This window comes from Neobacillus sp. NPDC093127 (genome assembly GCF_044754175.1).
Lineage (GTDB): Bacteria > Bacillota > Bacilli > Bacillales > Cytobacillaceae > Neobacillus.
Genome location: NZ_JBIVOP010000004.1, coordinates 48913 through 75053 on the forward strand (window position 1 = coordinate 48913; position 26141 = coordinate 75053).

A 26141-nucleotide genomic window follows, 5' to 3' on the forward strand; every position below is an offset into this window, starting at 1 on the left:
ATTTAAAAAGGAAGCGAATTATATACTTCCCCAATTATCCCCTTCAATTGATGAACCCCTAAATCTGTATTCGTCATTATCACTGCCCCAGTTTCTAAATAAGGATAAGCCACCATCATACATTGAAAGCCAACACCCCAACCAAGTGAGGAAATTTCAATTTCACGCTCTGATCCATCTAGAAAAACACCTAGTCCAGTCCACTTTTTACAACCTTGTGAGTTAATCATTTCTTTTGCCTTAATTGGAGAAAGACCAATTCTACTTTCCCCTTTTAAAGAACTCATAAATTCAATTACCAGAATGGCTAAATCATATGGTGTTGTCCATAGTCCAGAGGCTGCAGGATAGGGATAAATCGGATATTTAGCACTGACTATCTTTCCATTTTTATGGCCACAAGAAAAATCCTTTTTTCTTGCTTGGGGTATTGTCTGTAGAAAGGAACTATTTTTCATTTTTAATGGTTCAAATATATGTTCATTCATTACGTCATAAAATGACTTTCCAAGGCGATCTTCTATTAGCTGTTGTATGAGACAGAAACCTGCATCTGAATATTGAAAGTCACTCCCTGGTTCATACATCACTTCAATAGGTACATTGCAATAAGGCGTTCTTCCCTCCAATAAATCCACCATTACTGGAAATTCTTGAGTGAAATTAAGTTCAGCAAAACTACCATCAGGGTCTGTAACCCCGGATTGATGACAAAGCAGCAGCCGTAATGTTACTTTATTATTTTGCGTGAATTCATTATCAGGAACTTTCCACGATGAAAGTCTATTATTTACGTCTTCATCCAAATTAAAGACACCTTGTTCCTCTAATTTCATAACTAGCATTGACGTTACAAATTTACTAATTGAACACGCATTAAATATAGAATTATTGTTTACATTATTTGTGGTTTCTGCTTCAAGGACACCAAAGCCTGCTGTCATATTGATTTGACCTTTTTCAATTAATGCCATACTTAAACCAGCTACATTATAATGTTCCATACGCTCGCTAATGTTTATATTTTTTAGCTTCATAAAAGCCTCCACTTTTTGCAACATTAGAATAATCTTAACACGAATATACGTTCTAATGAATATTTTTGGATTACTCATTTTTTTATTTTTCTAATTTCATACATAGAATGACTATGCACACTTACATAAATATAAATCTGCACCAAAAAAAGAGCCATTCGGCTCTTTTTACATGTCAATCCTTCACTAATCCGCCTCTTAATTGGTTCACACCAGATTCTAAGTAACCCTTTAAACAAGTCAGCATGAAAACCCAGCCTTCTTTATTATCTAGCAATTGACTAATTAGCGCTTCATCATTTTCATTAAATCCAGCTTCGTTAACTTCGATAATGGTAGTTGAATGATCCATCTCATGCAGCGAAATCGTAACAATATGCCCTTCGCCATTTGGACCCCACTGGAAAACGATTTTCTTATTTACCTCGATTTCCTTTATTTCTATATCTAGTTGAGCATTGTATTCAACATATCGCAATGTAATCGTCTTACCTTGTTCCCATCTTTCCGAACTCGATGAGAACCAGAAATTCCCGATTTTTGAAGGATCAACGAAAGCTTCAAATACTTCTTTCACCGGTTTGAATATTTTCATTTTTGTCAGGTTGTTCATACACTAAATCATCCCCTTCTGGATTTTTTTAAAATTCGTCTTATTTCTGAAAGTTTAGCAGCCAGCCAATGCCAAACCTATCGACTAGGTTTGCATGAATCGCTCCCCAGAATGTATCCTGCAGCTCAGCAGTAATCTTTCCATCTTTGCTAAGAGCGTCATACACTTTTCTAATTTCTTCTTCGCTTTCACATTCTAGGCTGATTCGTACACTATCTCCTTCTTGGGTCTTGCCAAAGGTATCTGAAAAATGAATGATGCTGTTACCAAGGTGAAGTTCGGCATGCAAGCACTTGCCATCATTGCTTTTTTGAATATTAGTTATTTCTCCGCCAAAAAGACTGTGGTAATATTCCATGACCTCGTTGCAGTTATCTATGAATACATATGGACTAGCACTTTTCAAGAAAATTCCTCCTGGTGTTTGATAAATTCATTTTATCACTAATGCTTCTTGAACTTAAATAAGTCGGCAATTGATTTAGCTATGTTAAACCATCTTTATTAAGCAGATAATTTTTAAAAAAGCAGTTTAATTAACCACTGCACAAGCAGAACAAAAATAGCTGTAATAACAACCTCAATAAATAGTCTTTTTACTCCCTCATATTTATACTTAGAGTCAAAAAGGATCCTACAGCCGTAGAATACTAAAATACCAAGAAACAAATTGATATAGCTTCCTAACGCCACCAGCTTCACAACCTTAATTTTTATTAAATTAGTATTCTATAGCTTGTGCGGGAAATCCTTTTTATTAGGCAATGGAACCGTACAGCCTTTTCAAAAAGGGACAAGAGGCAGATTAAAAGTAATAACGGCATTAAGTAAAGGAACCGAATTCTTTCCGGCTATAATTGAAAAAGGAGCAAGCTCGAAAATATCGGGTTCTCTTTTCGGAGGGAAAACTTGTTTTTTTTATTGGACTAACATTAAAATGCAGCTAATTCAACATACCAAATCACACCAAAAAGAGCAGGTTAAACCCGCTCTTTTAATTATTCAGCAGAATAGCTTTTAGTGTTTGGGCATTTTCTTTATCTAATGTTCCTAAAGCATTCTTTTCACTGTCAATAATCGTTGCTGATGCATCGCCTTGATTAAACCAGATAAAATATTCAAACAATCTCTCTGGCATATTTTTATCAAACGTGAAGAATAAAATAGCCTTCACATCTTCTTTTCGAGACATTTTAGCCTTTACGTTCTGTTCCCACTCAATTTGTGCAAATACTTTTCTTAAAGTTTTAATCTTTTCTTTCTCTGTTATTATTATTTCGTTGTCACTGTGTTCACCTGTGATTATTTGAACATCTACTCTAGTTAGTTGGTTCCAATCAAACTCTTTAGGAACTTCTTTCGAGCATCCAATAAGAGTTATTAGGAAGATAGTAAATATAGATAAATTCATAAGAACTTTTTTCATTCAAGAACCCCCATTATCTTTTTAATTCTATCTACCTTTTTTATCATTCATTCCTAGATGGATATTCTCCAATTATACCCAAAAATATCCTCTGCAACATCTTTAAATCTATTTTGTTAATTTGTTCCCTATCTTTTTTCTTGCATTCCTTGCCAGATAATAAACTTAATAACATTCCCCAGAATATACCCAACTATCGTAACAAAGAATACAGTAAGAATAGTTATCGGTATTTCTTCAAGAAAGATGATTAGCCAGCCAACAAACATTATTAAAAGCTCCCACATATCTTTCCAAATTCTCTTGAAAAATCTTTTCACTGCTATTCAACTCCCAAAATAAAATTCCCTTTTTACTGAGTATTCATTTTGGCTGTGATTCATTCTTAATTAACTCTATTTTTTAAAAGTTGTCTCGCTTTATTAACCTCATTTACTTTTTGAGACTGAAAACAGCGGGAATTGTACCGCTCCAAAGCCATAAAGAGGGGATATTTCAATTAAAAGGAGCTCTCCAATTAATTTCTGTGCCGATTTTCCTCGAATATTTCTATACACTATTTTGCCATAATTCCATGCTTGTACCTTACGACATGAATCGCATCTGCATAAAATGTACTACCTCATAAAAAAAGGAGGTGTTACTTATGTATGGATATGGCGGCGGATACGGAGGCGGATCCAGTTTTGTGTTAATTGTTGTTCTCTTCATCCTTTTGATTATTGTTGGTGCTTCTTTCATGAGAGATGGATACTAACCTTTTTAAGACAGAAAAATCAAAAGGCTAATCTTAATTCCTTTGGAAGCGTGGATACCACGCTTCTTTTTTGTAGTTTCTTTAATTTAGACTATTGGTGACCGCAATGCTCTTCAAATATAAAAAACGGTCACCAATAAAGATATTGGTGACCGCATTCTCTTCTAAACTATTAATAGATCGTTTGCATGCCTTTTCCAGCGACGGTCATCCATTCGAATTGGCGCAGTCGCACCTCAAATAGTGTTAAGGGATCTCGGAACATTTCTGGATTAGCATTCATGTTATTTAGCATTTCCTGATTCGTCTGAATCCCGGCACTTGCTTCTTCAACAGAGCGATTCAACATTGTTAACGGGCTCTTGAAAAACATGGTAACATCCCGCTCTAATGATTTTTCAAACAGTTCAAATGGCCGGAAAAACTGCTGGCAGACCAACTTAGCCACTTCGGCGTAATCCTCATTTTCCACAAACGATTTGTACTTGTTATAAAGCATCGCTTTGTTTTGCGACAGGGCACCAAACAGTTTTCCGGCGCTTTTCAATAAAAATTGCGACGGTGTCCGGCGAAGCAGAATATTGATTGAATCCAGCTGAAAACGACTCGTCATCCGGTCCGTATCGCGGCGCCAATCATCAAGCACTTTGAAGTCACACTCCAGCTTGAGGCGCTCGTCCCCGTACATCTGATTAAAGCTCTCGCTCATCTCATTCAAAAATTCCTGACCTTGCTCAAACTCCTCTTTGCAGCGGACAATCCAATCCTGAAGCAAGCGGTAATACTTCGGCATCACCTGCTCCTCCAAGTAATCTTGAAGTCTTCTATTCATTTCATCATTTAGCTCCACGTGGATTTTGCTAAATTTGCTATCTTCCTTGATTAGGACCGAACACGCCTTTAGCAAATTCGGAACGGTCTCTGCAATATCGATTTCAATCGCATCTTTAAATGCGCGATACGACTTCGTGAACGCTTTTGTTTTTTGTGACTCCGTATCCTTCAGTTGATTGACGGCTCCGGTTAACTTCATCAACATTTCTTCATTCCAGCGCACCGATTCTACCAATTGATTCTCCACATCAACCCGTTTTTGCAACAGGCTGGCAATCGTGACTCTGATAAAATACAACAGCTTCGACAGACGTTTATCTTCTATGTTTATCGAATTGTTAATTGATCGAAAAAACTCTTGTAAATCATTTAACTGTGAACCCTCATATTGCGAAGAAAACGCAAAAACTTGGGATTCCGGCAGATACGTTTGAATGGTGGACCTAGTTTCATCAAAAATCCGGATTGCTTCTTGCTCGCCGGCAATCGTATCCATCTTGCTTAAGACAAAATGAATAGGAATCTCAGGTGCTAATTCCTGAATTTGTGTTAGAACACTACGCTCCTTTTCCGTAAACGGGGCATTAGCATCAAGCACAAATAGGACATTGTCAGCAACATGGAGACTCTTCAGAATTTCATTCCGATCGTAATGGCTGCCCTTAATTCCTGGTGTATCAATAAAAGCAACCCGATTTCCTTGTAAAAATGCGTTCGGCTGCTTAAATTCAATAATCGATTCGAGCGCATTTCGACGTCGATCCATTCGTTCTTGGAAATCAGAAAAACCAGATAGATTAGTAATCTCCCAATCAGTAATTTCAGTGATGGCTAATTCGTCAGCATCTTTAAACATGACGACAGACGAGGTTGGGCTATCCTGCAAATTTTCCCCCATAATCGCATTAACAAACGAAGATTTCCCACTGCCACTTAACCCGGTTATGAAAATATGTTGGTTGTCAAAGTCAATTAACTGATCGACAAGCCATTTTAAACGATTATTTTCTCCCATCTCGTGAGCCTGTGCCCAGTTCATGATGGAATCAAATAGTGTCAGGCACTCGTCCAGTTCGTCAATGTCAGAATCTGTCATACTAATGAGCTTTTCTGCCTCGCTTACGATGGACATACTGATGCTTGCCGGAAATAGCTCGTTCCAGGAGAGAACGGCTGCTGACGATAAGACAACATTAGCTTGGTCCGCTATTCGCAGCCAGTTCGTTAACAGGTCAGGGATATATTCCTGAATTTTTTTAATAAAGTACCTGCCGTCAATGAAGCTAAAGTAGGTTTCCTTATGCAGGCCAGAAAGCCCAGGCCAGTTTTCTTCTCGATTAATATCAAGATTTAGTAAGAGATGGTTGACTTCATTTAACCAAGTTAAATAGGTTTCCTCATTTTGATAGCTTTTCCAAAGCGCTGAAATAAGCTCTTCAAATTTCCCTTTATCCAGGCCATACAAGAGGACTAAAGCTTGGGTAAAATAGCTGGGAGCAAAGCTTTTGGTTACACCCTTTTCCACATAAGCAATAATCATATCAAACCAAGCGGGCGATTCCGTCCGCTTTGCTTCATTTACGGCCAGTTCAATTGCATTATCCCAATCCTGTTGTTCTTCAAAAAAAGTACGGGCAATTTCGGTTACATTCGGGTAATCAGGATTGGCGTCAATCGTCTTTTTCATCACCTTAACGGCTGCATCCACCTTACCGCGCTCGATATAAAGTGAAAATAACTGTAACGCAACTTCTGTAGTTAAGATTGGATTATCTGTGACAATCGTTGTGTAAATATCCTCAGCCGTCGATAGCAGCCCTAATTCATAGTAGGCATCGGCGGTATTTTTCTTTGCCCATGGCTCAAGTTCATTGATGATGTTTTCCCACTTAAAAATGGCGGCTTCAAAATCTTTATAATGAAAATAGACTTCACCCTGGGCAAAGCGAATGTGCGATAAATCAGGCACATCCTTTTGTGCTTCCTCCTGAAATGCTTCGCCAAGAAGACGAATCGGATGACTATCTTCATGCTCATTGATGAACATTTCATGATACGTTTTCTGTATTAATTGCTTCTCTAATGTCATATCTTTCCCTCCAATTACAACACTCTCTGTCATTCATATGGAAAAGAGGCATAATTATTCCTTATACTATTCGACGCATATGTAGAATATAAGTCTCAATTAGTACGATTCTACCAAAGGATTTTTTTAAAAGGATGTCAGTTGTATTTCATTTTGGAGACAAATTAAAACTTTCGGGCTAGTATCTATAGAGAGTTCTTCCGGTTATAATTAATACAAAGACCTAAAGGAGAAATTAACCTTGGAACAGGAACAAGCACTTTTTTTAGCCAATATCATAGAAAAATCAACACCCGCTGCCTATGAGATAAACAAATTAGAAACAGTTAGCGGAACTCTTCCAAAGTTTCACCAATGGACAAATGGGAAGAAAACGTTAGCAGCCTATGAGGTGACCCGGCCAGCAACGGAAACTGGCTATTACTTTGTATTTATTGATTGGCATCGTAATGACATTTATTATTTGGTGATTTATGCTCATGATAAAAAAACTACTGTCGCGGAGCTCCGGCAAGTCCAAGAAATTGACGATGTCCCGCAAATCGTCTGGTCTTACAAACCATTTAAACGTGATGGAAAAAACGATCAGCGGAAAGCTTATTTTAAGCAAATGTTTGGCTCAACCACGGTACAAATCAAGCTTCCGGCCGCAACATCGGAAGTGGAGGCATTTTTTGAACAAGTGTTTAAGCTATGCCAAAACCGGATAAAAGCCGACCGAATTGTTGAGGTATTTGATTTTGAAAATTGATTGGAGTGTAGAATATGGCAGCCTATAAGAATTGTCAAAGCTGTGGTATGCCTTTAGCAAAGGACGAGCATGGAGGCGGAACCGAAAAGGACGGGTCAACAAGCATCAAGTATTGCAGTCACTGTTATTTGAACGGAGAATTCACTCTTCCCAATATCACAATGGAGGAAATGAAGGAAAGAGTGAAACAGAAGATTGTTGAATTCGGGATGCCAAAGTTTATTGCTGGCTTGTTTACTAGAAATATTCCTAAACTGGAAAGATGGAAGAGATGACGCAATTTCGTCTTTTTTTCTATCTTTCCGTTTATAGGCTTCAGTTCTAGACTGTTGGCGCCGCTTTCTAGACAGTTGGCCGCGCTTCTCGACAGTTGATTCCGCTTCCTGACAGTTGGATACGACTTCTCGACAGTTAGCCACGACTTCTCGACAGTTGGACACGACTTCTCGACAGTTAGACACGACTTCTCGACAGTTAGCCGCGCTTCTCGACAGTTGAACACGACTTCTCGACAGTTGAACACGACTTCTCGACAGTTGGACACGACTTCTCGACAGTTAGCCATGACTACCGACATTTGACCGCGCTGACCGCAGTCAGCCCCCTAGTGATTAATATATGCTTTATAAAACCTTACTCAAAAATGCCTTTGTCCTCTCTTCCTGAGGGTTGTCAAATAACTCCTGGGGGATATTTTCCTCGACAATCAGGCCGCCGTCCATGAAGAGAACGCGGTCGCCCACCTCTTTGGCAAAGCCCATTTCATGCGTCACAACCACCATCGTCATCCCTTCTTTGGCCAGCTGCTTCATTACTTCCAGCACTTCACCGACCATTTCCGGGTCGAGGGCTGATGTTGGTTCATCGAACAGCATGATGTTAGGCTCCATTGCCAGTGCTCTCGCAATCGCCACCCGCTGTTTTTGCCCGCCGGATAAAGAATCAGGGTAGGCCTCTGCTTTATCCACTAAGCCTACTTTTCTTAAAAGCTCTAATCCTTTCACCCTCGCTTTTTCTGCAGAAACTTTCCTTACTTTTATCGGTGCGAGCATAATATTTTCAATCACCTTTTTATGGGGAAATAGATTAAATTGCTGAAAAACCATCCCGACCTCAGTCCGCAACTTATTAATGTCTGTTTTTTTATCTGTCAAATCTGTCCCTTCAATAAAGACATGACCGCCGGTAATCGTTTCAAGCATATTGATGCAGCGGAGAAATGTCGATTTACCAGAGCCGGAAGGTCCAATCACAACAACTACCTCTTGGGGCTTGACGGTCACATTGATATCCTTAAGAACTTCATTAGTGCCAAAGAATTTTTTTAAATTTTTCACCTCTATCATTCGGTGGCTAACCTCTTTTCAAGGAGAGATAATAGGGAGCTTAACGAGAGAGTTAATACAAGATAGATGACCGTTGCTGTAAGATACGGCTCCCACGCGCGCATATATTGACCTTGCATCGCTCGGCCCCAATACATGAGCTCCGGGACGGCAATTAACGCCGCAAGCGAGGAATCCTTAATTAAGACAATAAACTCATTGCCAAGCGGCGGAATCATCCGTTTAAAGGCTTGTGGCAAAATGACATATTTCATGGCTTGTCCATGTGTCATGCCGAGCGACCGCGCAGCCTCCATCTGCCCCCTATTGATCGATTGAATCCCGGCGCGGAAAATTTCTGAAACATAGGCTGCCGAGTTTAACGAAAGAGCTAATATCGCTGCCAATATCGCATTGGTTGTATCTAAAAATGCTGGTACAACCGCAAAATGAATTAATAAGATTTGCACCATAAAGGGAGTCCCGCGAAAAAAATTAATATACCATTTAAAGGGCAGAGCCCACAGCTTTTTTCGCATCATTTTTCCTAAACCGATAAATAATCCGAGTACTGTTCCGATCAAAATACCCGCAATGGAAAGGCCAATGGTTAATAACGTTCCCTTTAGGAAAAGAGGAGCGTATTCTACAATAAGATACCAACGAAAATCCATCTATCGATCCCCCTGCCAATTGTGGAAATTTGCTTTTAACGTGTTAGCTCCTAAACTAATCAAAAATTGCGTAACTGCTTGGGAAAACTAGTTACGCAATTTCATCCGCTATTGCTGCTCTTTTAATATTTTTATATCAGGCTTGATTTTGAACCATTTCTCATAAAGCTTTTCATACGTGCCATTATCTAACAGTTTGTTCACAGCCTTATCTAAATCTGCCTTGAGCTTGCTTCCCTTCGGCAACAAGAGGCCGTAAAATTCTTTTTCAAACGTACCATCGTCTTCTATGACAACGAAATCGTCCTTCGGATTATTTTTCACATAGGTTTCAACAACTGTATTATCCGCTACAACGGCATCCACGCCGCCTTTTTTTAACTCAAGGATGGCTAGATTGTTGTTTTCAAATTTTTTAAGTTTATCATTATTCTCGCCAAAAAGTTTCTCAACCGCTTCCTGACCTGTCGTTCCATTTTGAACGGCAATCTTTTTTCCTTCTAAATCTTTGGCGCTCTTTATAGAGCTGCCTTTTGGGACGAGGATTTCGTTTTTAGATAAAAAGTACGGAACGGTAAAATCATAGGTTTGTTGTCGTTTAGGTGTAATGGTAATTGCGGAAATGGCAATATCAGCTGTGTTCCCTTCAATTTCAATAAAAACGGGGTCCCACCCGACGTTTTCAACCTTGACCGGGTAACCGGCTTCCTTTGCTACTGCCTTGACGAAATCAATATCAAAACCGACAACTTCTCCTTTATCCTGGTATTCAAACGGTGCATATGCTGCATCTGTTACCACCCTCAACGTCTTCTTTTCACCATCCCCACTTGTTTTACTTGTTCCACAGGCTGATAGAATAAGAGCTAGCGAAACGAGCAAAACGGTTGTGACCATTTTTAATTTCTTCATTACTTGACCTCCATTGTTTTTATTTATTATTTTCGTATGTTAAAAGGTTTTTGTAATAGAACCCAGGAAAAAAACGCTTTGTACCATCAAACGTTGACCTTGTCCAAAACATTCTCCCTATTATTAGACATTTAGAATTTGCTCCCATTCACGTATTAATTTGAGTGGGTTTTTTATTCTCCAGATCTAAATCCCATGTCAGAAAATCTAACATGATAGTTGTTAAATTGAAGATTTTTAATATACTACAGTAAACAAGTGTAAGTGGGGAGCCTAACATGGGAAAAGATTTGTCTTTTAAAGATAAGAAAGTGATTACAATTGGGGTTGTCAGGGAACTAACAGGTCTATCTGAAAGACAAATCAGATATTATGAAGAACGGAAACTGATTTTCCCTGAAAGGTCTGCCGGAGGAAGTCGTAAATTTTCGTTTTCTGATATTGAATTATTGATGGAGATTGCTAATAAAATTGAAGACGGGATTCAAACACATGAGATTAGAAAAGAAATGCTGCGTGAACAAAAGAAACAAAACCAAGAGGAAATTCGCAGAAAAATGATTCAGGGACAGCTTAATGCCCAATTTGGGATAAGAAAACAGTAATTATAGCTGTACGAAATAAATGATTCACCCTCACCTTTTTTAAGAGTGAGGTTTTTTTATTGTCGATTTTCTGAATATTTTAATAAAAAATAAAAATTTTTTTTGCCCTCTTAACCTTATGATGTCAGGAATGAAAACGCTACCAATTATTTTGACTAATTTGAATTGTCTGATTTTTACCTTGACCATGTCTTCAATTGGTTGTATGATTATCGAAAATAATTATCTATAAGTTAACACTGTCTTCGGTCATCACCGCCATTTAACGCGGGATGGGTCAAGGCAATTCTTTTTAAAATTTAGGTTTAATCATTTAAAGCGGTTTACCATTAAAGAGGAGTGGTTAGGTTGGGAAGTCAATGGATTTTCCTTGGCGGCGATTTCGTCAAGAAAGAGGATGCTGTCGTATCAGTTTATGATCATGGTTTTTTATATGGTGATGGAGTGTTTGAAGGTATTCGCGTCTACAGCGGAAATGTCTTCAGGCTCGATGCTCACTTAAAAAGACTATTTGAATCAGCTCAATCCATTATGCTGCAGATTCCATACACACAGGAGGAAATGACGCAATTAATCGTTGAGACCATCAGAAAAAATGAACTTCAAAGCGCCTATATTCGTGTCGTTGTTTCACGAGGTAAAGGAAATCTCGGCCTAGACCCTTCTTCCTGCTCAATACCAAATGTCATCATTATTGCTGAAGAATTGACAATGTATTCGAAGGAGTTTTACGAGCGCGGCATCAAAATTGCCTCTGTCGCAAGCCGCAGGAATCGTCCAGATGTTCTAAGCCCTCAGATTAAGTCGCTAAATTATTTAAATAATATTTTAGTTAAATTAGAAGCTAATCAAGCCGGAGTTGAAGAAGCATTGATGCTGAACGACCAAGGCTATGTAACAGAAGGTTCAGCTGACAATATCTTCATTGTGAAAAATGGAGTTGTCTATACCCCGCCTGTTTACTTAGGCGCTTTAGAAGGAATTACCCGCAACGCCATTATTGATGTGGCTAGGGCCAAAGGCTATGAGGTTCGGGAATCACCATTTACAAGGCATGATGTATACGTTGCTGATGAGGTGTTCTTAACCGGAACAGCAGTTGAGGTCATTGCGGTTATTGAAGTAGACAGCCGCGTGATTCAGGACGGAAAACCTGGAGTCGTTACCAAAGACCTTTTAGAGGAATTCAGAAAAATTGTTACAACAGACGGAGTGGCTTGTTATCCAGCTAGTACAAACCATGCCGTTGTAAGTTAGGAGATAGCCAAAATGCGAAGCGATATGATTAAGAAGGGGATTGATCGTGCCCCCCACCGCAGTCTTTTATACGCGACCGGGGTTACCGTGAAAGATTTAGAAAAACCATTTATCGGTGTTTGCAACTCGTTTATTGAAATTATCCCAGGACATAAACACCTTAATCATTTCGGTGAGATTGTCAAAGAGGCCATCCGTGAAGCCGGCGGGATTCCGTTCGAATTTAATACGATTGGCGTTGATGATGGCATTGCCATGGGGCATATCGGCATGCGTTACTCGCTGCCAAGCCGTGAAATTATTGCCGACAGTGCGGAAACCGTCATTAATGCCCATTGGTTCGATGGTGTGTTTTACATTCCAAACTGTGACAAAATCACACCGGGAATGCTGATGGCTGCAGCTAGGACTAATGTTCCTTCGGTATTTGTTTCAGGCGGGCCAATGGAAGCCGGTGTTTCCTCATCAACTGGGAAGAACCTTTCTCTCACATCTGTTTTTGAAGGAGTTGGTGCATATCATAACGGTTCGATGACCGAGCAGCAGCTGCTTGAAATCGAAACTCAGGCTTGCCCTACTTGCGGATCTTGTTCTGGGATGTTTACCGCCAATTCAATGAACTGTCTGATGGAAGTTTTAGGGATGACGGTTCCTGGAAATGGAACAATCGTTGCTACTTCTGATGAAAGACATAAACTCATTCGCCAAGCTGCACGACATTTAATCGATCTCGTGAAAAAAGATATTCGCCCGCGTGACATTATTACAAGGGATGCAATTGACAATGCCTTTGCTTTAGATATGGCCATGGGTGGCTCAACCAACACTGTGTTACATACTTTGGCTATCGCCCATGAGGCTGGAATTGACTATGATTTACGCGATATTAACAAAATTGCTGAAAAAGTCCCTTACTTAGCAAAAATAATGCCAGCATCTGATTATTCAATGGATGATGTCCATAAAGCTGGCGGCGTAAGTGCGATTTTGAATGAGCTTTGTAAGGTTGAGGGGGCATTGCACCCTGATTGCCTATCGATTACCGGAAAAACGCTAGCTGAAAATGTGAAGGATGCAACAATCACGGATGAAAGGGTTATTCGCCCGAAAGAGAATCCATATAGCCCTGTTGGCGGCTTATCCATTCTCTATGGAAACATTGCTCCAGATGGCGGAGTTATCAAGGTTGGCGCTGTTGATCCATCCATTCAAACATTCTTGGGTGAAGCGATTGTTTTTGAATCGCAGGAAGAAGCACAGGAAAACATTAATAATGGTACTGTTCAAGCAGGGCACGTTGTTGTAATTCGCTATGAAGGGCCAAAAGGCGGTCCAGGAATGCCTGAAATGCTTGCTCCTACCTCCGCTATTATGGGTCGTGGATTAGGTAAAGAAGTTGCGCTGATCACCGACGGACGCTTTTCAGGTGCCAGCCGTGGAATCTCCATTGGTCATATTTCACCAGAAGCAGCCGAAGGCGGTCCAATCGCACTAGTTAAAAATGGTGACAAAATTTTAATTGATTTACCAGCACGTTCCATAGAACTCCTCGTTGATGAGGAGGAATTGGCAGAAAGACGCAGTTCATGGGTGAAGCCTGAGCCGAAAATCAAAACTGGTTATCTAGCAAAATATGCAAAACTTGTCACCTCTGCTAATACGGGCGGGGTTATGAAAATATAGGGATTCACTAGTACCCCTCCCCTTCCTAAGAAGTTACGGTACTAAAAAAACTGACATTTTAATAAAAAAATCGATGACGGGAATAAAGGAATAAGAAATGGTATTTTCAGAGAGCTGGGGTTGCTGGAAGCCCAGTAATACAACTTATTCCGACATCATCCCTGAGTGTTGAGCTGAACCATTATTACTTTAGTAGGCTCAATCGGGTGGTCTTAACCGATCACCTGTTACCAAAAGAAGCGTTTTCTAATTTAGTTGTCGCTTCATAAGTCAGTATCCGTAAGGTTACTGTAAAACCGGGTGGTACCGAGAAAAAGAGGTCTTTTCTCCCCGATTATTCTGCTTAGATGTTCTAGATTGCAGTTTATTCGGGGACGAAAAGGCCTTTTACTATGTATTGAAAACAAAGTTACACACTCAATTTTTCAAATATTCAATCATCCATAAGGAGGGATTACGACGTGAAAGTAGAAGCAAAACAGCTGGAATTCCTAACCAGTACCGCACCTAAAACAGGTGCAGACCTTCTCATTGACCTATTAAAAAGCGAAGGTGTTGACACATTATTTGGGTATCCGGGAGGTGCTGTCCTGCCGATTTACGACGCTATCTATCGGGCCCAAGGCACCATTAAACACATTCTTTTCCGTCACGAGCAGGGAATGATCCATGCGGCCGAGGGATATGCCCGAATTACCGGCAGGCCTGGTGTAGTTATTGCTACTTCAGGACCGGGTGCTACAAACTTGGTTACTGGAATTACAGATGCGATGATGGATTCCTTACCGCTCGTGGTATTCACAGGGCAGGTTGCACGCAGCGTCATTGGAACTGATGCCTTCCAAGAAGCTGATGTAATGGCGATTACGACGCCAATCACCAAACATAATTATCAGGTGCAATCCATTTCTGACTTGCCAAGAATCGTGAAGGAAGCTTTTCATATTGCTTCTACCGGCCGGCCGGGCCCAGTTTTAGTCGACATTCCAAAAGACATTTCGGCTGGAGTTCTAGTTGAGGAACCTGAAGAAGCATGTATCGATTTACCAGGGTACCAGCCAACAACAAAGCCAAATCCATTGCAGATTAAAAAACTGGCAGATTCAATTGCCAAAGCAAAAAAGCCCGTCATACTCGCAGGAGCAGGGGTACTCCATGGAAAAGCGTCCAGAGAATTAACTGCTTTTGCCGAAAAACATCAGCTTCCGGTCGTGACGACATTACTTGGACTTGGCGCATTTCCGGCTGATAGCCCGCTCTCGTTAGGGATGGGCGGCATGCATGGAACCTACGCAGCAAATATGGCTTTACATGAAACTGATTTACTCGTCAATTTTGGCGCCCGGTTCGATGACAGGTTAACAGGTAATCTTAAACACTTTGCGCCCCATGCGAAGGTCGCCCACATCGATATCGACCCGGCGGAAATCGGTAAAAATGTACCAACCCAAATACCGATTGTATCCGATGCAAAAGAGGCATTAGTTGAATTAATCGATCAAACAGCGGAATCACCCGAAATCATGGCATGGCTGGAAACACTCCATCAATATAAACAGGAATATCCACTTTGGTATAAACACAATCCAGACGGAATGTGTCCACAGTGGTTGATTGAAGCAGTTCATAAAGTCACTAACGGGGAGGCTATTGTTACAACAGATGTTGGCCAGCACCAAATGTGGGCAGCCCAGTACTACACTTTTAGAGAGCCGCATCGCTGGATTACTTCAGGCGGACTAGGAACAATGGGCTTCGGCTTCCCTGCTGCCATTGGGGCACAAATAGCTTCACCGGAAAGTACAGTTGTAGCTTTTGTCGGCGACGGCGGTTTCCAAATGACACTGCAAGAGCTATCCGTTATATACGAACGAAACCTGCCAGTCAAAATTATCATCGTTAATAATGGAGCTCTTGGTATGGTTCGGCAGTGGCAGGAATTACTGCACGGCAACCGGATTTCTGAATCGATTCTCCATACTCAGCCTGATTTTGTTAAGCTCGCTGACAGCTATGGGATTCGCGGGATGAAAATTGACAACGAGGAGGACCTCATCACCTCCTTGCCTGAGCTGTTTGCCCATGATGGCCCAGTTCTTGTAGATTGCCGCGTGCTGCAGCAGGAAAAAGTTTTTCCAATGATTGCTCCTGGAAAAGGAATCCATGAAATGATTGGGGTGAAACCTTCATGAAACGAATCATAACCTTAACAGTTCAAGACCGAAGCGGTGTCCTCAATCGTGTTACCGGCCTATTACAAAGGCGGCAATTTAATATCGAAAGTATCTCAGTCGGTCCTGCCGAAACGGAAGGTATTTCAAAAATGACCCTTGTTGTTGAGATTGAAGATGAGCAGCGTCTCGAACAGGTAACAAAACAATTAAACAAGCAAATTGATGTGTTAAAAGTTTCCGATATTACCGATAAGGCGATTGTCGTTAGAGAGCTGGCGCTTATCAAAGTGGCGAGCAGCTCACAGCTCCGCAGCGAAATCAACGGCATTATTGATCCATTCCGCGCTTCGATTATCGACGTCAGCAAGGAAAGCTTAGCCGTCCAAATCACTGGCAGGCCGGAAAAAATTGATGCCCTAATCGAACTCTTGCGCCCTTATGGAATTAAAGAAATTGCCAGAACAGGATTAACCGCCTTTTTACGCGGCCACCAGCCACAGGTTAACGATCTAGCAACATATTCACTATTAAAATAATAATATTCTTGAAAGGATGATTAATAATGGTAAAAGTACTTTATAACGGAGATATTCAAGAGGAAGTTTTACAAGGGAAAAAAATCGCAGTTATCGGCTATGGTTCACAAGGCCATGCCCACGCTCTTAACTTAAAGGAAAGCGGCTTTGATGTCGTAGTTGGATTACGTGGCGGGAAATCATGGGATAAGGCAGTTGAAGATGGTGTTGACGTTCGTTCAGTAGCCGAAGCAACAGCCGCAGCCGATGTGGTAATGGTCCTCCTTCCCGATGAAATGCAGCCAAAGGTGTATGAAGAAAGCATTAAACCAAATCTGGAAGCTGGCAACGCCCTTGTTTTTGCCCATGGCTTCAACATTCATTTTAGCCAAATCGTACCTCCGGCCGATGTCGATGTTTTTCTAGTAGCGCCAAAAGGACCGGGACATTTGGTTCGCCGCACCTATTCAGAAGGCGCTGGAGTACCGGCCCTCTATGCCGTTTACCAAGATCACAGCGGGCAGGCACGGGATGTTGCCCTAGCCTACGCGAAAGGAATCGGGGCAGCTCGTGCGGGTGTGCTTGAAACGACATTCCAAGAAGAAACCGAAACAGATTTATTCGGTGAACAGGCCGTTCTTTGCGGCGGAACTACTGCTCTAATCAAAGCGGGCTTCGAAACACTTGTCGAAGCCGGTTATCAGCCTGAAGTTGCCTATTTTGAGTGTTTACATGAATTGAAATTAATCGTAGACCTTTTATACGAAGGCGGCTTAGAAAACATGCGCTACTCTATCTCTGATACAGCACAATGGGGCGATTTCGTTTCAGGACCTCGCGTTGTTAACGAAGATACGAAAGCGCGGATGAAAGATATTTTAAAAGATATCCAAACAGGCGCATTCGCAAAGGGCTGGATTTTAGAGAACCAAGCGAATCGCCCGCAGTTTAACGCAATCAATCGCAGTGAAAACAATCATCAAATTGAGGTAGTCGGCCGCGAGCTTCGCGCGTTAATGCCATTTATTAAAAAACCAGTAAATGCAAAGAAAGAAGTGGTGGTCCATGGTTCACGTTAACATCTTTGATACAACCTTACGCGATGGTGAGCAATCCCCTGGTGTTAATTTAAACCAGCTGGAGAAATTGGAAATTGCCAGACAGCTTGAGCGCTTTGGTGTGGACATTATGGAGGCCGGCTTTCCGGCTTCCTCCCAAGGAGATTTCGAAGCAGTAAGAGCGATTGCCCAAACGATTAAAAACTCTTCGATCACAGGACTAGCAAGGGCAACAAAATCGGACATTGACATTGCGTGGGATGCTTTAAAAGATGCAGCTGAACCAAGATTACATGTTTTCCTGGCCACCTCCCCTATTCATATGCAATATAAACTATTGAAAACACCTGAGGAAGTCTCGCAAATAGCCGTCGACATGGTATCTTATGCAAGAAAAAGGTTCCCGCATGTTGAATGGTCAGCAGAAGATGCTTCCCGGTCGGATCTTGATTTTCTCGTGCAAATCATAACCAAAGTCATCGATGCAGGGGCAACTGTTATTAATCTGCCAGATACGGTTGGTTATACAACACCGGAAGAATATGGTCGAATGTTCCGCTACGTGCGGGAAAACGTCCCCAATATCCATAAAGCCGCATTATCCTGTCATTGCCATGATGACTTAGGAATGGCCGTGGCAAATTCGCTGGCAGCTATCGAAAACGGCGTTACCCAAGTGGAGGGTACGATTAATGGAATCGGCGAACGGGCTGGCAACGCCTCCTTGGAGGAAATTGCCGTCGCTTTAAATATTCGTAAGGATCGCTACCCTTTCACTACAAATCTAGTTTTAAAAGAAATTAAACGAACTAGCGACTTAGTGAGCCGCTTTACCGGTATGAAGGTTCCAGCTAATAAAGCCGTTGTCGGAAAAAATGCTTTTGCCCATGAATCCGGTATCCATCAGGATGGCGTGCTAAAAAATACCTTAACCTATGAAATTATTACCCCAGAATTAGTCGGCGTTAGTTCCAATGACCTTGTTCTAGGTAAGCATTCAGGCCGCCATGCCTTCAAGGATAAAATTGAGCATATGGGCTTTGAATTGTCTCCTGAGAAACTAAATGAAGCGTTTCAGTCATTTAAACAGTTAACAGACCGGAAAAAAGAAGTAACCGACGAAGACTTGTTTACGATTTTAATCGATATTCAAACTGCAGCTGTCGATGTGAAAAAATACGAGCTTGTTGCTTTTCAGGTTCAGTATGGCTCAGCGAACCTCCCGACGGCAACTGTCGCCCTGACCACACCTGAGGGGGTCCATGTGGAAACTGCTCGTACAGGCAGCGGAAGTGTTGAAGCACTATATAACACTTTAGAGGCACTTATTAAAGAAGAAATTCATTTGACTGATTTTAACCTAAGTTCAGTGGGGCGCGGCCGCGATGCCCTTGCAGAGGTCCATGTCAAAATGACCGTGAACGGAACTAACGTCAGCGGCCGCGGCTCCGCACAAGACGTATTAGAAGCATCAGGAAAAGCATTCCTAAACGCCGTAAACCGAGTATTCTTTAACCAAACAGCAATGGTAAAACAACCAGCAGCACTATAAAACTTTAATTTTTGTTAATTTTTGTTAAAGGGTGTCAGGCACCTTCCGGTTTTTTTTACCAAATGGTGTCAGGCACCAAGATATTTTTTTAATAAATAAGGAGGTTGCTTCTAGTGAAAAAGCATATTGTCTTACTTCCCGGTGATGGGATCGGCAAGGAAGTTATTGAATCTGCCAAGGATGTATTAAATGCCATTGCTGAAGAATTTAATCACTCGTTTAGTTTCGAGACTCATGAAATCGGAGGAGCAGCCATTGACCTTTATGGCACTCCTCTGCCGGAATCAACTGTTGATGCCTGTAAGCATGCCGATGCTGTATTACTTGGAGCTGTCGGCGGGCCTAAATGGGATCAAAATCCCTCCCACTTACGTCCTGAACGCGGCTTACTTGGCATTCGCAAAGCACTTGACTTATATGCCAACTTAAGACCGATTAAAGGATTCAAAAACCTGCTCCATGCTTCGCCGCTTAAGGAAGAAGTCATTTCTGGAAGCGACCTCCTTATTGTCCGTGAATTAACGGGCGGACTTTATTTTGGAACTCCAAGTGAACGCCGGGATAATGGTCAGTCGGTGGTTGATACGCTTGCTTATTCCCGTTGTGAGATTGAGAGAATTGTTGACAAAGCTTTTGAGGCTGCTCAAGGCCGCCGCGGCCGTCTAACTTCTGTTGATAAGGCGAATGTGCTGGAATCCAGCAAGCTATGGCGGGAAATTGTTGAAGAAAAAAAAGCTAAGTATCCAGATGTAGCGGTTGAACATGTTTTGGTCGATGCTGCTGCGATGAAGCTAATTACGAATCCAACTCATTTCGATGTCATTGTTACCGAGAATATGTTTGGCGATATTTTAAGCGATGAAGCGTCAGTGTTAACAGGTTCACTAGGTTTGCTCCCTTCTGCCAGCTTAAATGAGTCTGGGGTTGGTCTATACGAACCAGTGCACGGATCGGCGCCGGACATTGCCGGTAAAGGTGTTGCTAATCCAGTCGCGATGATTCTCTCAGCAGCACTGATGCTAAGATACTCCTTTGGATTGAATGATGAGGCAAAAATGATAGAGGATGCTGTCCAAAGTGCGCTTGATGCCGGCTTCCATACCGCTGATCTGCGGGTTGAAAATGGCCGCCAGGTAGGCACCACGGAAATGACGAAGCTAATCGTCGATTTTATTAAAACGCAAACAGCTTCTAAGTGTATCGCAAGTTGTTATTTTTGATTATTTTTGGGGGTAAACCGACTTAGATTGGCGGTTTACCCTTACAATCTATTGAAATGAGGTTAATCGACAGTTGGAGTGCGCTATCCGACAGTTGAAGCACGCTATCCGACAGTTGGTGTGGGTTTTACGACAGTTGGCGTGTGCTTGGCGACAGTTGAATTGCGTATCCGACAGTTGGCGTAAGCTTTACGACAGTTGGAGCACGCTATCCAACAGTTGAAGCACGCTATCCCAGAGTAAAGCGGCTTTTCCGCCAATTACACCAATATATAAATCTATTAACGTGAGGAAGGAAGCTATGCAGACACCAAAAACGATTATCCAAAAAATTTGGGAACAGCATGTTGTCCATCAGGAAGAAGGGAAACCGGATTTACTTTATATTGATTTGCACCTCGTTCACGAAGTGACCTCTCCTCAAGCATTTGAGGGCTTACGAATGAACGGGCGCAAGGTCCGCCGCCCGGACCTTACCTTCGCGACGATGGATCACAATGTCCCAACCCGCCAACGTCAAGTAATTAATGATCCTATTTCGAAAAAGCAAATCGATACCTTACAACAAAATTGCCAAGAATTCGGCGTAACATTAGCTGATATTCATCACCCGGATAACGGGATTGTCCATGTGATTGGTCCAGAGCTTGGTCTAACCCAGCCCGGAAAAACGATTGTCTGCGGTGATAGCCATACCTCAACACATGGAGCATTCGGGGCTCTTGCTTTTGGAATTGGCACTAGCGAAGTTGAGCATGTCCTTGCGACACAAACCCTTTGGCAGGCACCGCCAAAAACGCTAAATGTCAAAGTAAATGGGAAGCTCGGAATAGGTGTTACTGCGAAAGACCTAATCTTAGCAATCATCGGGAAATTTGGCGTGCAATTTGGAACCGGTTATGTGATGGAATACACAGGTGAAGCGATTCGCGCCCTATCTATGGAAGAGCGGATGACTGTTTGTAATATGTCAATTGAAGCTGGTGCCAGAGCAGGACTCATCACTCCGGATGAAACGACATTTGAATACTTAAGAGGGAGACGACATGTCCCACAAGGTGAGGCGTTCGACGAAGCAGTGACTAAATGGCGCGCCCTTGCTACCGATGAAGGCGCCGCCTATGATGCATTCGTTGAAATCGATGCTGCTGAAGTCGAGCCGCAGGTGACCTGGGGAACGAATCCAGGCATGTGTATCCCGATTACAGCAGCCGTTCCGAATCCTGCCGAAAGAGACAAGCCGAGCGAAAGGGATGAAATCAGCAGGGCTCTCTCCTATATGGGGCTTGAAGCTGGACAGCCAATTTCTACTGTAAAAATCGATCATGTGTTTATCGGCTCGTGCACAAATTCACGTTTAAGTGACTTACGAAAAGCAGCCGAGGTCGTTCGGGGCCGGAAGGTTAGCCCTACTGTGAAAGCAATTGTCGTTCCCGGATCTTTTAGTGTCAAGCTCTCAGCCGAAAAAGAAGGCTTGGATCAAATCTTTAAAGAAGCTGGCTTTGAATGGCGCGAAGCCGGATGCAGTATGTGCTTGGCAATGAATGATGACATTGTCCCCGCCGGAGAGCGCTGTGCGTCAACTTCTAACCGTAACTTTGAAGGTCGTCAAGGAAACGGGGCACGCACCCACCTTGTCAGTCCGGAAATGGCTGCGGCTGCCGCGGTTGCTGGTCACTTTGTTGATGTCCGTAAGTTTACTGCACAGGAACAGGAGGTAATATAAATGGAACCTCTTCGTACTCACCAAGGCCTTGTTTGTCCCTTGAACCGGACCAATGTCGACACTGACCAAATAATTCCGAAACAGTTTTTAAAGCGAATCGAACGCACCGGCTTTGGGCAATTCTTATTTTACCACTGGCGTTTTGACGACAATGGGAAGCCTCGTCCCGATTTTCCTTTAAATGATTCAAAATATAAACACGCATCTATTTTAGTAGCTGGAGAAAACTTTGGCTGCGGTTCCTCTCGTGAACACGCTCCCTGGGCTGTACAAGATTTTGGGTTCAAAATCATTATCGCCCCTAGCTATGCCGATATTTTTAAAAACAACTGCGTGAAAAATGGCATCCTCGCGATTCAAGTTAGCGAGGAACAAGTCCAAACGATTATGAAAAAAGCCGAATCCGAGGAGTACACATTAACCGTAAACCTTGAGGAACAAATGGTCTATGATAATGAGGGCTTTGAAATAAACTTCGAGATTGCACCATACCCGAAACAAATGCTCCTTAACGGCTGGGATGAAATTGGCGTTACCTTAAGTTATGAGGAAAAAATCAAGCAATACGAACTTAAGCCTAATTTAGCAGAGTGAGACAAATAATCAAATCAATCACAAAAACACATGGCATTTCCTAGAAATCGCCATGTGTTTTTGTGCTGAAAGCTTATCCTTTCCGAAAAACAAAACTATTCCTAAGGTGAAATTTAATCCATTTCTTTTGCCAGACCATTGAAAAACCATACACAAAAGCATCTAGTCATCCAAAATGTGATAAATAATGTGATCCATGACCAATACCAATTCCAATGGATATAATGGATCAAGTCTGTCTTTTTTTCTAAAAAAGCTTCTGGAACTGTAAGCACGGTACAGTATGCAATATAGTACAAGAACTTATATATTTTTCCGCGGGAATTAGGGTAATACGCATTAAATACACCGCAAATAACCGGGTATACAAAATACTCATAAGTAAAGCTTGATCGATTTATTCCTGAAAAAAGACGGATGGGATACGTAAGTAATTGATATTCAACTACAACTAACCCTGCAATCCAGGTTATTACTTGTTTGAAAAAGAAGGCGACAATCGCTAAACGTCGTTTATTTCTTGGAATAATAAATATCAATCCTGTAATAACAAGCCACACAGAAATTAAAATGCCCCATTCTAATTTCATCTTGTGACCCCCTCATCCTCTCGAAACAGTGCTTTATCTTTAAAAAACCATTGGTAGAGAATGTTCGTAACAGCAAACAAAATAAAGAAATTCACCCATGTCCAATACCAAGAATAATGGACATATTCAATCAAGTTTGTATACCTTTCAACCAATAAATCGATCATTGTTAACCCTGTAATCCAGAAGGATAAATAGATTAGACGAAAGAAATAGTTCTCTTTTGGCTCAAAAATGATGTAAAACGCACAAAAGGTTGGATAAAAAAAGTATTCAGTAGTTACTAGTAAGTCTGTGGCGTTTGGAAACTCTCTAAACGGAAATGTTAGCAGGTCAAATTGTACATGAAATAAAGAAGACAGCCACGTAAGTGATTGACAAAAAAGATGGGCAAGGATAAATCTTCTCATGCGATTCTTCGGTATAAATAGGAAGGAAACAAGGCCCATACCCCACATAAGTATGATGACAATAGATTCAATTGACATAAATTTAAACCTTTCTAGTGTATATGTAATATACTTTGCTATTAAGTTTATATATAATCATGCAAAAAAATCTTAGTTGTCTTATTGTAGGATAAAGCTTTACCCCTTGGGGTAAAGCTCTGTTTCATACTTAGGTGCTCATTAGAATTCGGGTAAATGATCAAGATTATTTTCTCTAATCCCGTCCGGCGCGCTTCGGATGATGTCTCTCCAGTACTTATGAAAAACATCGATATTGGCAATCTTTCCTTCCTTTGCTTCCTCTAGGGCCGTTATATAATCCAGCTCCAGCCCTGTATTTGTCTTAAAAGCAATAAGATCTCCACCATCGTTTTTTCTGACCGCGACGAACGCTTCTTTTCCATCCTTATTAGGTTGATTCGCTTCCATTTGGGCCTGCTGCTCACTTTGCTGCTTGTATTGTTCGTATATTTTTTCAAAATCCTGTTCCATTAAATGTCCACCTCCGAACATTTGTTAGTATTTTTCTTTTTGAAAAAATTATCCGTGGACTTCAAAGTGTCAGAAACTTGTTAAAATTTACAGAAACGAACAAAAAACTTTCATCATTGTCCAATTAGGAGGGCGATGTAATGGAGCCATTTCTCAGCATACAGTATAAACAGCTTTAACCATTACTTAAACTTCGACGAAAACGGTACCTTTTCCTTTAATCGTTCAACAGGCTATAATAGGTCGTAACAGGCTTCTTAGGGAGTGAATAGAAATGACTACTTACGATGAAACCCATGATCCGCGGAAAAATAAAGAGCTGCTTGCTGAAATTACCGGAAAACGTCTTGATATGAAACAGGTGCTACAAGAAACAGAACAATTATTTGAGCAATGCCGCAAGAATCTAAGTTCATCAATCACTGTAAAAGGGCATCCGCTTTCTTTTTCAGAAAAAATTCACGAGGGCTTATTCCGTCTTTCAGCTAAACGTTCAGGGATTTTAGAACCAACGCGGATTTTTATGGATGTTGAAGGGAATGTGATTCCTGATTGGAAAGACAAGCTGGATCGAGAATATGACCGTTTGAGGGGAAATATAACAAAGGAAGTGAATGTTGCAGATTTTGGTGCTGTCGGTGACGGAAAAACTGACTCCACAGCTGCTTTTAAAAAGGCAATCGGCCGCGGACGGATAAAGGTGATTGTACCTCCGGGTGTCTTTATCGTTAAGGGAATCCGTCTGCCATCTTGTACATGGCTCGTTGGAGCTGGAAAAGGAGTCACAACGATTCGGCTGCATGACCAGGCTGTTAAGGGTACTAGATTGATAACCAACTCAAACCATTGGCGTGGAAATCACCATCTTGTCGTTCAGGGGATGACCTTGGACTGGAATGTGGAAAGGCTCGGCAACGTGGCAAAAACAAGTACATGGGGCAATCATTCAAGTTGTTTGACCTACGCAAATGTTACATATGGCTGGGTCAAAGATGTCGAAGCAATGAATCCGGGGCTTCACTGTTTTGATATTTCGTCGACACTGTACAATTATGCAGGCGACGGTTATCGGGCCAGGGGCGGGAGCAAGTATGTTTGGCTCGACAACTTAACTGGTTATGGCTTTGGAGATGACGGAATTACCACCCATCATAGCGATTATATCTTTATCTCTCGCTGCCATATGTGCGACACAAGCGGCCGGGCCCATCGGAAAGGTTTTTCAAATTCTAATGGTTTTGAAATTGATGATGGCTCAAGAAATGTCTTGCTAGTTTATAACTCTTCGGCGAGGTGCTTTGGAGGGGTCGAAATTAAAGCCCATCAAAATTCCTCTGCCGCTTCCAACATCGCAATCGTTGGCCATATTTCTGTTAATGATAACCGGTCCTATAATTTCCGCCATATCGGCCATCACAAAAGCACTGATGCGGAATCGAAGTCAGCTTTCAATATCAGCGCTGTAAATCTTGCTGCGATTGCACCGATTTTTTCCGATTTATATAAAGATTCCCCACCCCGCGGGATGGTGGTTTCCGCCTATAAAAATGTAGTCATTAACCATTTTACCTTGATTGGTGACTCCGATTATGACTACAAAGGAAACCCCGTGATTGCCGTTCAGTATCGGGCCAGGAATGTGGTTTTGAATCATATTTCCTTCAATAATTTTATAAAAGCCGGGGCCGCAATAAAAGTTTATGGGGGCAACAATCGGGCAGATTCTATAAAAATTCAAAATTGCTCATCTGAAAAAATCGAAGTCGGGTCAGGCATCAAAGATATTAGTATTGATACCAAAGAATAGC

25 protein-coding genes are annotated in these 26141 nt (G+C 41.6%); 14 read left to right on the forward strand and 11 right to left on the reverse strand.

What is annotated here, in order from left to right; translation table 11 throughout:
- Nucleotides 1-2: 2 nt before the first annotated feature.
- The 4 genes from ACIQCO_RS07100 to ACIQCO_RS07115 all read right to left on the reverse strand — a co-directional run bounded on the left by ACIQCO_RS07100 (nt 3) and on the right by ACIQCO_RS07115 (nt 3076).
- Nucleotides 3-1037 carry a serine hydrolase domain-containing protein gene (locus tag ACIQCO_RS07100; protein WP_400427043.1) on the reverse strand — a complete coding sequence of 345 codons (1035 nt, stop codon included), beginning with the start codon at nt 1035-1037 and terminating at the stop codon, nt 3-5.
- 175 nt (nt 1038-1212) lie between these two features.
- Nucleotides 1213-1650, reverse strand: coding sequence for an SRPBCC family protein (locus ACIQCO_RS07105; RefSeq protein ID WP_400427045.1), 438 nt, complete (start codon nt 1648-1650; stop codon nt 1213-1215).
- 40 nt (nt 1651-1690) lie between these two features.
- Nucleotides 1691-2056 (reverse strand): VOC family protein, encoded by a 366-nt coding sequence (locus ACIQCO_RS07110; protein WP_400427046.1) that lies wholly within the window; start codon nt 2054-2056, stop codon nt 1691-1693.
- A 588-nt stretch (nt 2057-2644) separates the two neighbouring features.
- Nucleotides 2645-3076 (reverse strand): hypothetical protein, encoded by a 432-nt coding sequence (locus tag ACIQCO_RS07115; RefSeq protein WP_400427048.1) that lies wholly within the window; start codon nt 3074-3076, stop codon nt 2645-2647.
- Nucleotides 3077-3722: 646 nt separating this feature from the next.
- Between ACIQCO_RS07115 and ACIQCO_RS07120 the strand changes: the two genes are divergently transcribed.
- Complete coding sequence (locus tag ACIQCO_RS07120; RefSeq protein ID WP_400427050.1) at nt 3723-3833, forward strand: YjcZ family sporulation protein; 111 nt, start codon at nt 3723-3725, stop codon at nt 3831-3833.
- Between the two features lie 172 nt (nt 3834-4005).
- Here the strand turns inward: ACIQCO_RS07120 and ACIQCO_RS07125 are convergent, their stop codons facing one another.
- Entirely contained in the window at nt 4006-6756 is a 2751-nt protein-coding gene (locus tag ACIQCO_RS07125; RefSeq protein ID WP_400427051.1) for a dynamin family protein, read from the reverse strand.
- Between the two features lie 241 nt (nt 6757-6997).
- Between ACIQCO_RS07125 and ACIQCO_RS07130 the strand changes: the two genes are divergently transcribed.
- Both ACIQCO_RS07130 and ACIQCO_RS07135 read left to right on the forward strand, forming a co-directional pair.
- Nucleotides 6998-7507: a hypothetical protein gene (locus tag ACIQCO_RS07130; RefSeq protein WP_400427052.1), complete on the forward strand. Its 510-nt coding sequence runs from the start codon at nt 6998-7000 to the stop codon at nt 7505-7507.
- Nucleotides 7508-7521: 14 nt separating this feature from the next.
- Nucleotides 7522-7782: a zinc ribbon domain-containing protein gene (locus tag ACIQCO_RS07135; protein ID WP_400427053.1), complete on the forward strand. Its 261-nt coding sequence runs from the start codon at nt 7522-7524 to the stop codon at nt 7780-7782.
- Nucleotides 7783-8130: 348 nt separating this feature from the next.
- Here ACIQCO_RS07135 and ACIQCO_RS07140 read toward each other — a convergent pair whose 3' ends face one another.
- The 3 genes from ACIQCO_RS07140 to ACIQCO_RS07150 all read right to left on the reverse strand — a co-directional run bounded on the left by ACIQCO_RS07140 (nt 8131) and on the right by ACIQCO_RS07150 (nt 10418).
- Nucleotides 8131-8853 (reverse strand): amino acid ABC transporter ATP-binding protein, encoded by a 723-nt coding sequence (locus tag ACIQCO_RS07140; RefSeq protein ID WP_400427055.1) that lies wholly within the window; start codon nt 8851-8853, stop codon nt 8131-8133.
- Complete coding sequence (locus tag ACIQCO_RS07145) at nt 8850-9506, reverse strand: amino acid ABC transporter permease (RefSeq protein ID WP_400427056.1); 657 nt, start codon at nt 9504-9506, stop codon at nt 8850-8852. The genes ACIQCO_RS07140 and ACIQCO_RS07145 overlap by 4 nt, the downstream gene beginning before the upstream one ends.
- Nucleotides 9507-9614: 108 nt before the next feature.
- Entirely contained in the window at nt 9615-10418 is an 804-nt protein-coding gene (locus tag ACIQCO_RS07150) for a basic amino acid ABC transporter substrate-binding protein (protein WP_400427057.1), read from the reverse strand.
- Nucleotides 10419-10696: 278 nt separating this feature from the next.
- Between ACIQCO_RS07150 and ACIQCO_RS07155 the strand changes: the two genes are divergently transcribed.
- The 10 genes from ACIQCO_RS07155 (at nt 10697) to leuD (ending at nt 22802) form a co-directional block, all read left to right on the forward strand.
- Nucleotides 10697-11023 (forward strand): MerR family transcriptional regulator, encoded by a 327-nt coding sequence (locus tag ACIQCO_RS07155; protein WP_400427058.1) that lies wholly within the window; start codon nt 10697-10699, stop codon nt 11021-11023.
- A gap of 348 nt (nt 11024-11371) precedes the next feature.
- Nucleotides 11372-12280: a branched-chain-amino-acid transaminase gene (gene ilvE / locus ACIQCO_RS07160; RefSeq protein ID WP_400427060.1), complete on the forward strand. Its 909-nt coding sequence runs from the start codon at nt 11372-11374 to the stop codon at nt 12278-12280.
- 12 nt (nt 12281-12292) lie between these two features.
- Nucleotides 12293-13963 carry a dihydroxy-acid dehydratase gene (gene ilvD, locus ACIQCO_RS07165; RefSeq protein WP_400427062.1) on the forward strand — a complete coding sequence of 557 codons (1671 nt, stop codon included), beginning with the start codon at nt 12293-12295 and terminating at the stop codon, nt 13961-13963.
- Nucleotides 13964-14424: 461 nt separating this feature from the next.
- A complete protein-coding gene (ilvB, locus tag ACIQCO_RS07170) occupies nt 14425-16155 on the forward strand; it encodes an acetolactate synthase large subunit (protein WP_400427064.1) in 1731 nt (576 codons plus the stop codon).
- Nucleotides 16152-16673, forward strand: a complete 522-nt coding sequence (ilvN, locus tag ACIQCO_RS07175; RefSeq protein WP_066083402.1) for an acetolactate synthase small subunit — start codon at nt 16152-16154, stop codon at nt 16671-16673. Before ilvB ends, ilvN begins: the two co-directional genes overlap by 4 nt.
- 26 nt (nt 16674-16699) lie before the next feature.
- Nucleotides 16700-17731, forward strand: a complete 1032-nt coding sequence (ilvC, locus tag ACIQCO_RS07180) for a ketol-acid reductoisomerase (protein WP_400427065.1) — start codon at nt 16700-16702, stop codon at nt 17729-17731.
- The gene (locus ACIQCO_RS07185; RefSeq protein WP_400427067.1) at nt 17718-19262 is read left to right on the forward strand and encodes a 2-isopropylmalate synthase; all 1545 of its coding nucleotides are present in this window, start codon (nt 17718-17720) and stop codon (nt 19260-19262) included. Before ilvC ends, ACIQCO_RS07185 begins: the two co-directional genes overlap by 14 nt.
- A gap of 113 nt (nt 19263-19375) precedes the next feature.
- Nucleotides 19376-20482 (forward strand): 3-isopropylmalate dehydrogenase, encoded by a 1107-nt coding sequence (gene leuB, locus ACIQCO_RS07190; protein ID WP_400427069.1) that lies wholly within the window; start codon nt 19376-19378, stop codon nt 20480-20482.
- A 301-nt stretch (nt 20483-20783) separates the two neighbouring features.
- Nucleotides 20784-22208, forward strand: coding sequence for a 3-isopropylmalate dehydratase large subunit (gene leuC, locus ACIQCO_RS07195; RefSeq protein WP_400427071.1), 1425 nt, complete (start codon nt 20784-20786; stop codon nt 22206-22208).
- Nucleotides 22209-22802, forward strand: coding sequence for a 3-isopropylmalate dehydratase small subunit (leuD, locus tag ACIQCO_RS07200; protein ID WP_400427073.1), 594 nt, complete (start codon nt 22209-22211; stop codon nt 22800-22802).
- A gap of 113 nt (nt 22803-22915) precedes the next feature.
- Here the strand turns inward: leuD and ACIQCO_RS07205 are convergent, their stop codons facing one another.
- The 3 genes from ACIQCO_RS07205 to ACIQCO_RS07215 all read right to left on the reverse strand — a co-directional run bounded on the left by ACIQCO_RS07205 (nt 22916) and on the right by ACIQCO_RS07215 (nt 24333).
- The gene (locus ACIQCO_RS07205; protein WP_400427075.1) at nt 22916-23392 is read right to left on the reverse strand and encodes a CBO0543 family protein; all 477 of its coding nucleotides are present in this window, start codon (nt 23390-23392) and stop codon (nt 22916-22918) included.
- Nucleotides 23389-23880: a CBO0543 family protein gene (locus tag ACIQCO_RS07210; RefSeq protein WP_400427076.1), complete on the reverse strand. Its 492-nt coding sequence runs from the start codon at nt 23878-23880 to the stop codon at nt 23389-23391. Before ACIQCO_RS07210 ends, ACIQCO_RS07205 begins: the two co-directional genes overlap by 4 nt.
- A 141-nt stretch (nt 23881-24021) precedes the next feature.
- Nucleotides 24022-24333, reverse strand: coding sequence for a DUF3892 domain-containing protein (locus ACIQCO_RS07215; protein WP_400427077.1), 312 nt, complete (start codon nt 24331-24333; stop codon nt 24022-24024).
- 274 nt (nt 24334-24607) lie between these two features.
- Here ACIQCO_RS07215 and ACIQCO_RS07220 point away from each other — a divergent pair, with 274 nt between their 5' ends.
- On the forward strand, nt 24608-26140 hold the full coding sequence (locus ACIQCO_RS07220) for a glycosyl hydrolase family 28-related protein (protein WP_400427078.1): 1533 nt from the start codon (nt 24608-24610) through the stop codon (nt 26138-26140).
- Nucleotide 26141: the final 1 nt, after the last annotated feature.

Coding starts and splice junctions, on each gene's coding strand:
- ACIQCO_RS07155 (WP_400427058.1), top strand. CDS start 10,697: ATGGGAAAAGATTTGTCTTTTAAAGATAAGAAAGTGATTACAATTGGG.
- ACIQCO_RS07120 (WP_400427050.1), top strand. CDS start 3,723: ATGTATGGATATGGCGGCGGATACGGAGGCGGATCCAGTTTTGTGTTA.
- ACIQCO_RS07100 (WP_400427043.1), bottom strand. CDS start 1,037: ATGAAGCTAAAAAATATAAACATTAGCGAGCGTATGGAACATTATAAT.
- ACIQCO_RS07140 (WP_400427055.1), bottom strand. CDS start 8,853: ATGATAGAGGTGAAAAATTTAAAAAAATTCTTTGGCACTAATGAAGTT.
- ACIQCO_RS07205 (WP_400427075.1), bottom strand. CDS start 23,392: ATGAAATTAGAATGGGGCATTTTAATTTCTGTGTGGCTTGTTATTACA.
- ACIQCO_RS07145 (WP_400427056.1), bottom strand. CDS start 9,506: ATGGATTTTCGTTGGTATCTTATTGTAGAATACGCTCCTCTTTTCCTA.
- ilvC (WP_400427065.1), top strand. CDS start 16,700: ATGGTAAAAGTACTTTATAACGGAGATATTCAAGAGGAAGTTTTACAA.
- ACIQCO_RS07220 (WP_400427078.1), top strand. CDS start 24,608: ATGACTACTTACGATGAAACCCATGATCCGCGGAAAAATAAAGAGCTG.
- ilvD (WP_400427062.1), top strand. CDS start 12,293: ATGCGAAGCGATATGATTAAGAAGGGGATTGATCGTGCCCCCCACCGC.
- ACIQCO_RS07115 (WP_400427048.1), bottom strand. CDS start 3,076: ATGAAAAAAGTTCTTATGAATTTATCTATATTTACTATCTTCCTAATA.
- ACIQCO_RS07135 (WP_400427053.1), top strand. CDS start 7,522: ATGGCAGCCTATAAGAATTGTCAAAGCTGTGGTATGCCTTTAGCAAAG.
- leuD (WP_400427073.1), top strand. CDS start 22,209: ATGGAACCTCTTCGTACTCACCAAGGCCTTGTTTGTCCCTTGAACCGG.
- ACIQCO_RS07185 (WP_400427067.1), top strand. CDS start 17,718: ATGGTTCACGTTAACATCTTTGATACAACCTTACGCGATGGTGAGCAA.
- ACIQCO_RS07125 (WP_400427051.1), bottom strand. CDS start 6,756: ATGACATTAGAGAAGCAATTAATACAGAAAACGTATCATGAAATGTTC.
- ACIQCO_RS07210 (WP_400427076.1), bottom strand. CDS start 23,880: ATGTCAATTGAATCTATTGTCATCATACTTATGTGGGGTATGGGCCTT.
- leuC (WP_400427071.1), top strand. CDS start 20,784: ATGCAGACACCAAAAACGATTATCCAAAAAATTTGGGAACAGCATGTT.
- ACIQCO_RS07150 (WP_400427057.1), bottom strand. CDS start 10,418: ATGAAGAAATTAAAAATGGTCACAACCGTTTTGCTCGTTTCGCTAGCT.
- ACIQCO_RS07215 (WP_400427077.1), bottom strand. CDS start 24,333: ATGGAACAGGATTTTGAAAAAATATACGAACAATACAAGCAGCAAAGT.
- ilvN (WP_066083402.1), top strand. CDS start 16,152: ATGAAACGAATCATAACCTTAACAGTTCAAGACCGAAGCGGTGTCCTC.
- ACIQCO_RS07105 (WP_400427045.1), bottom strand. CDS start 1,650: ATGAACAACCTGACAAAAATGAAAATATTCAAACCGGTGAAAGAAGTA.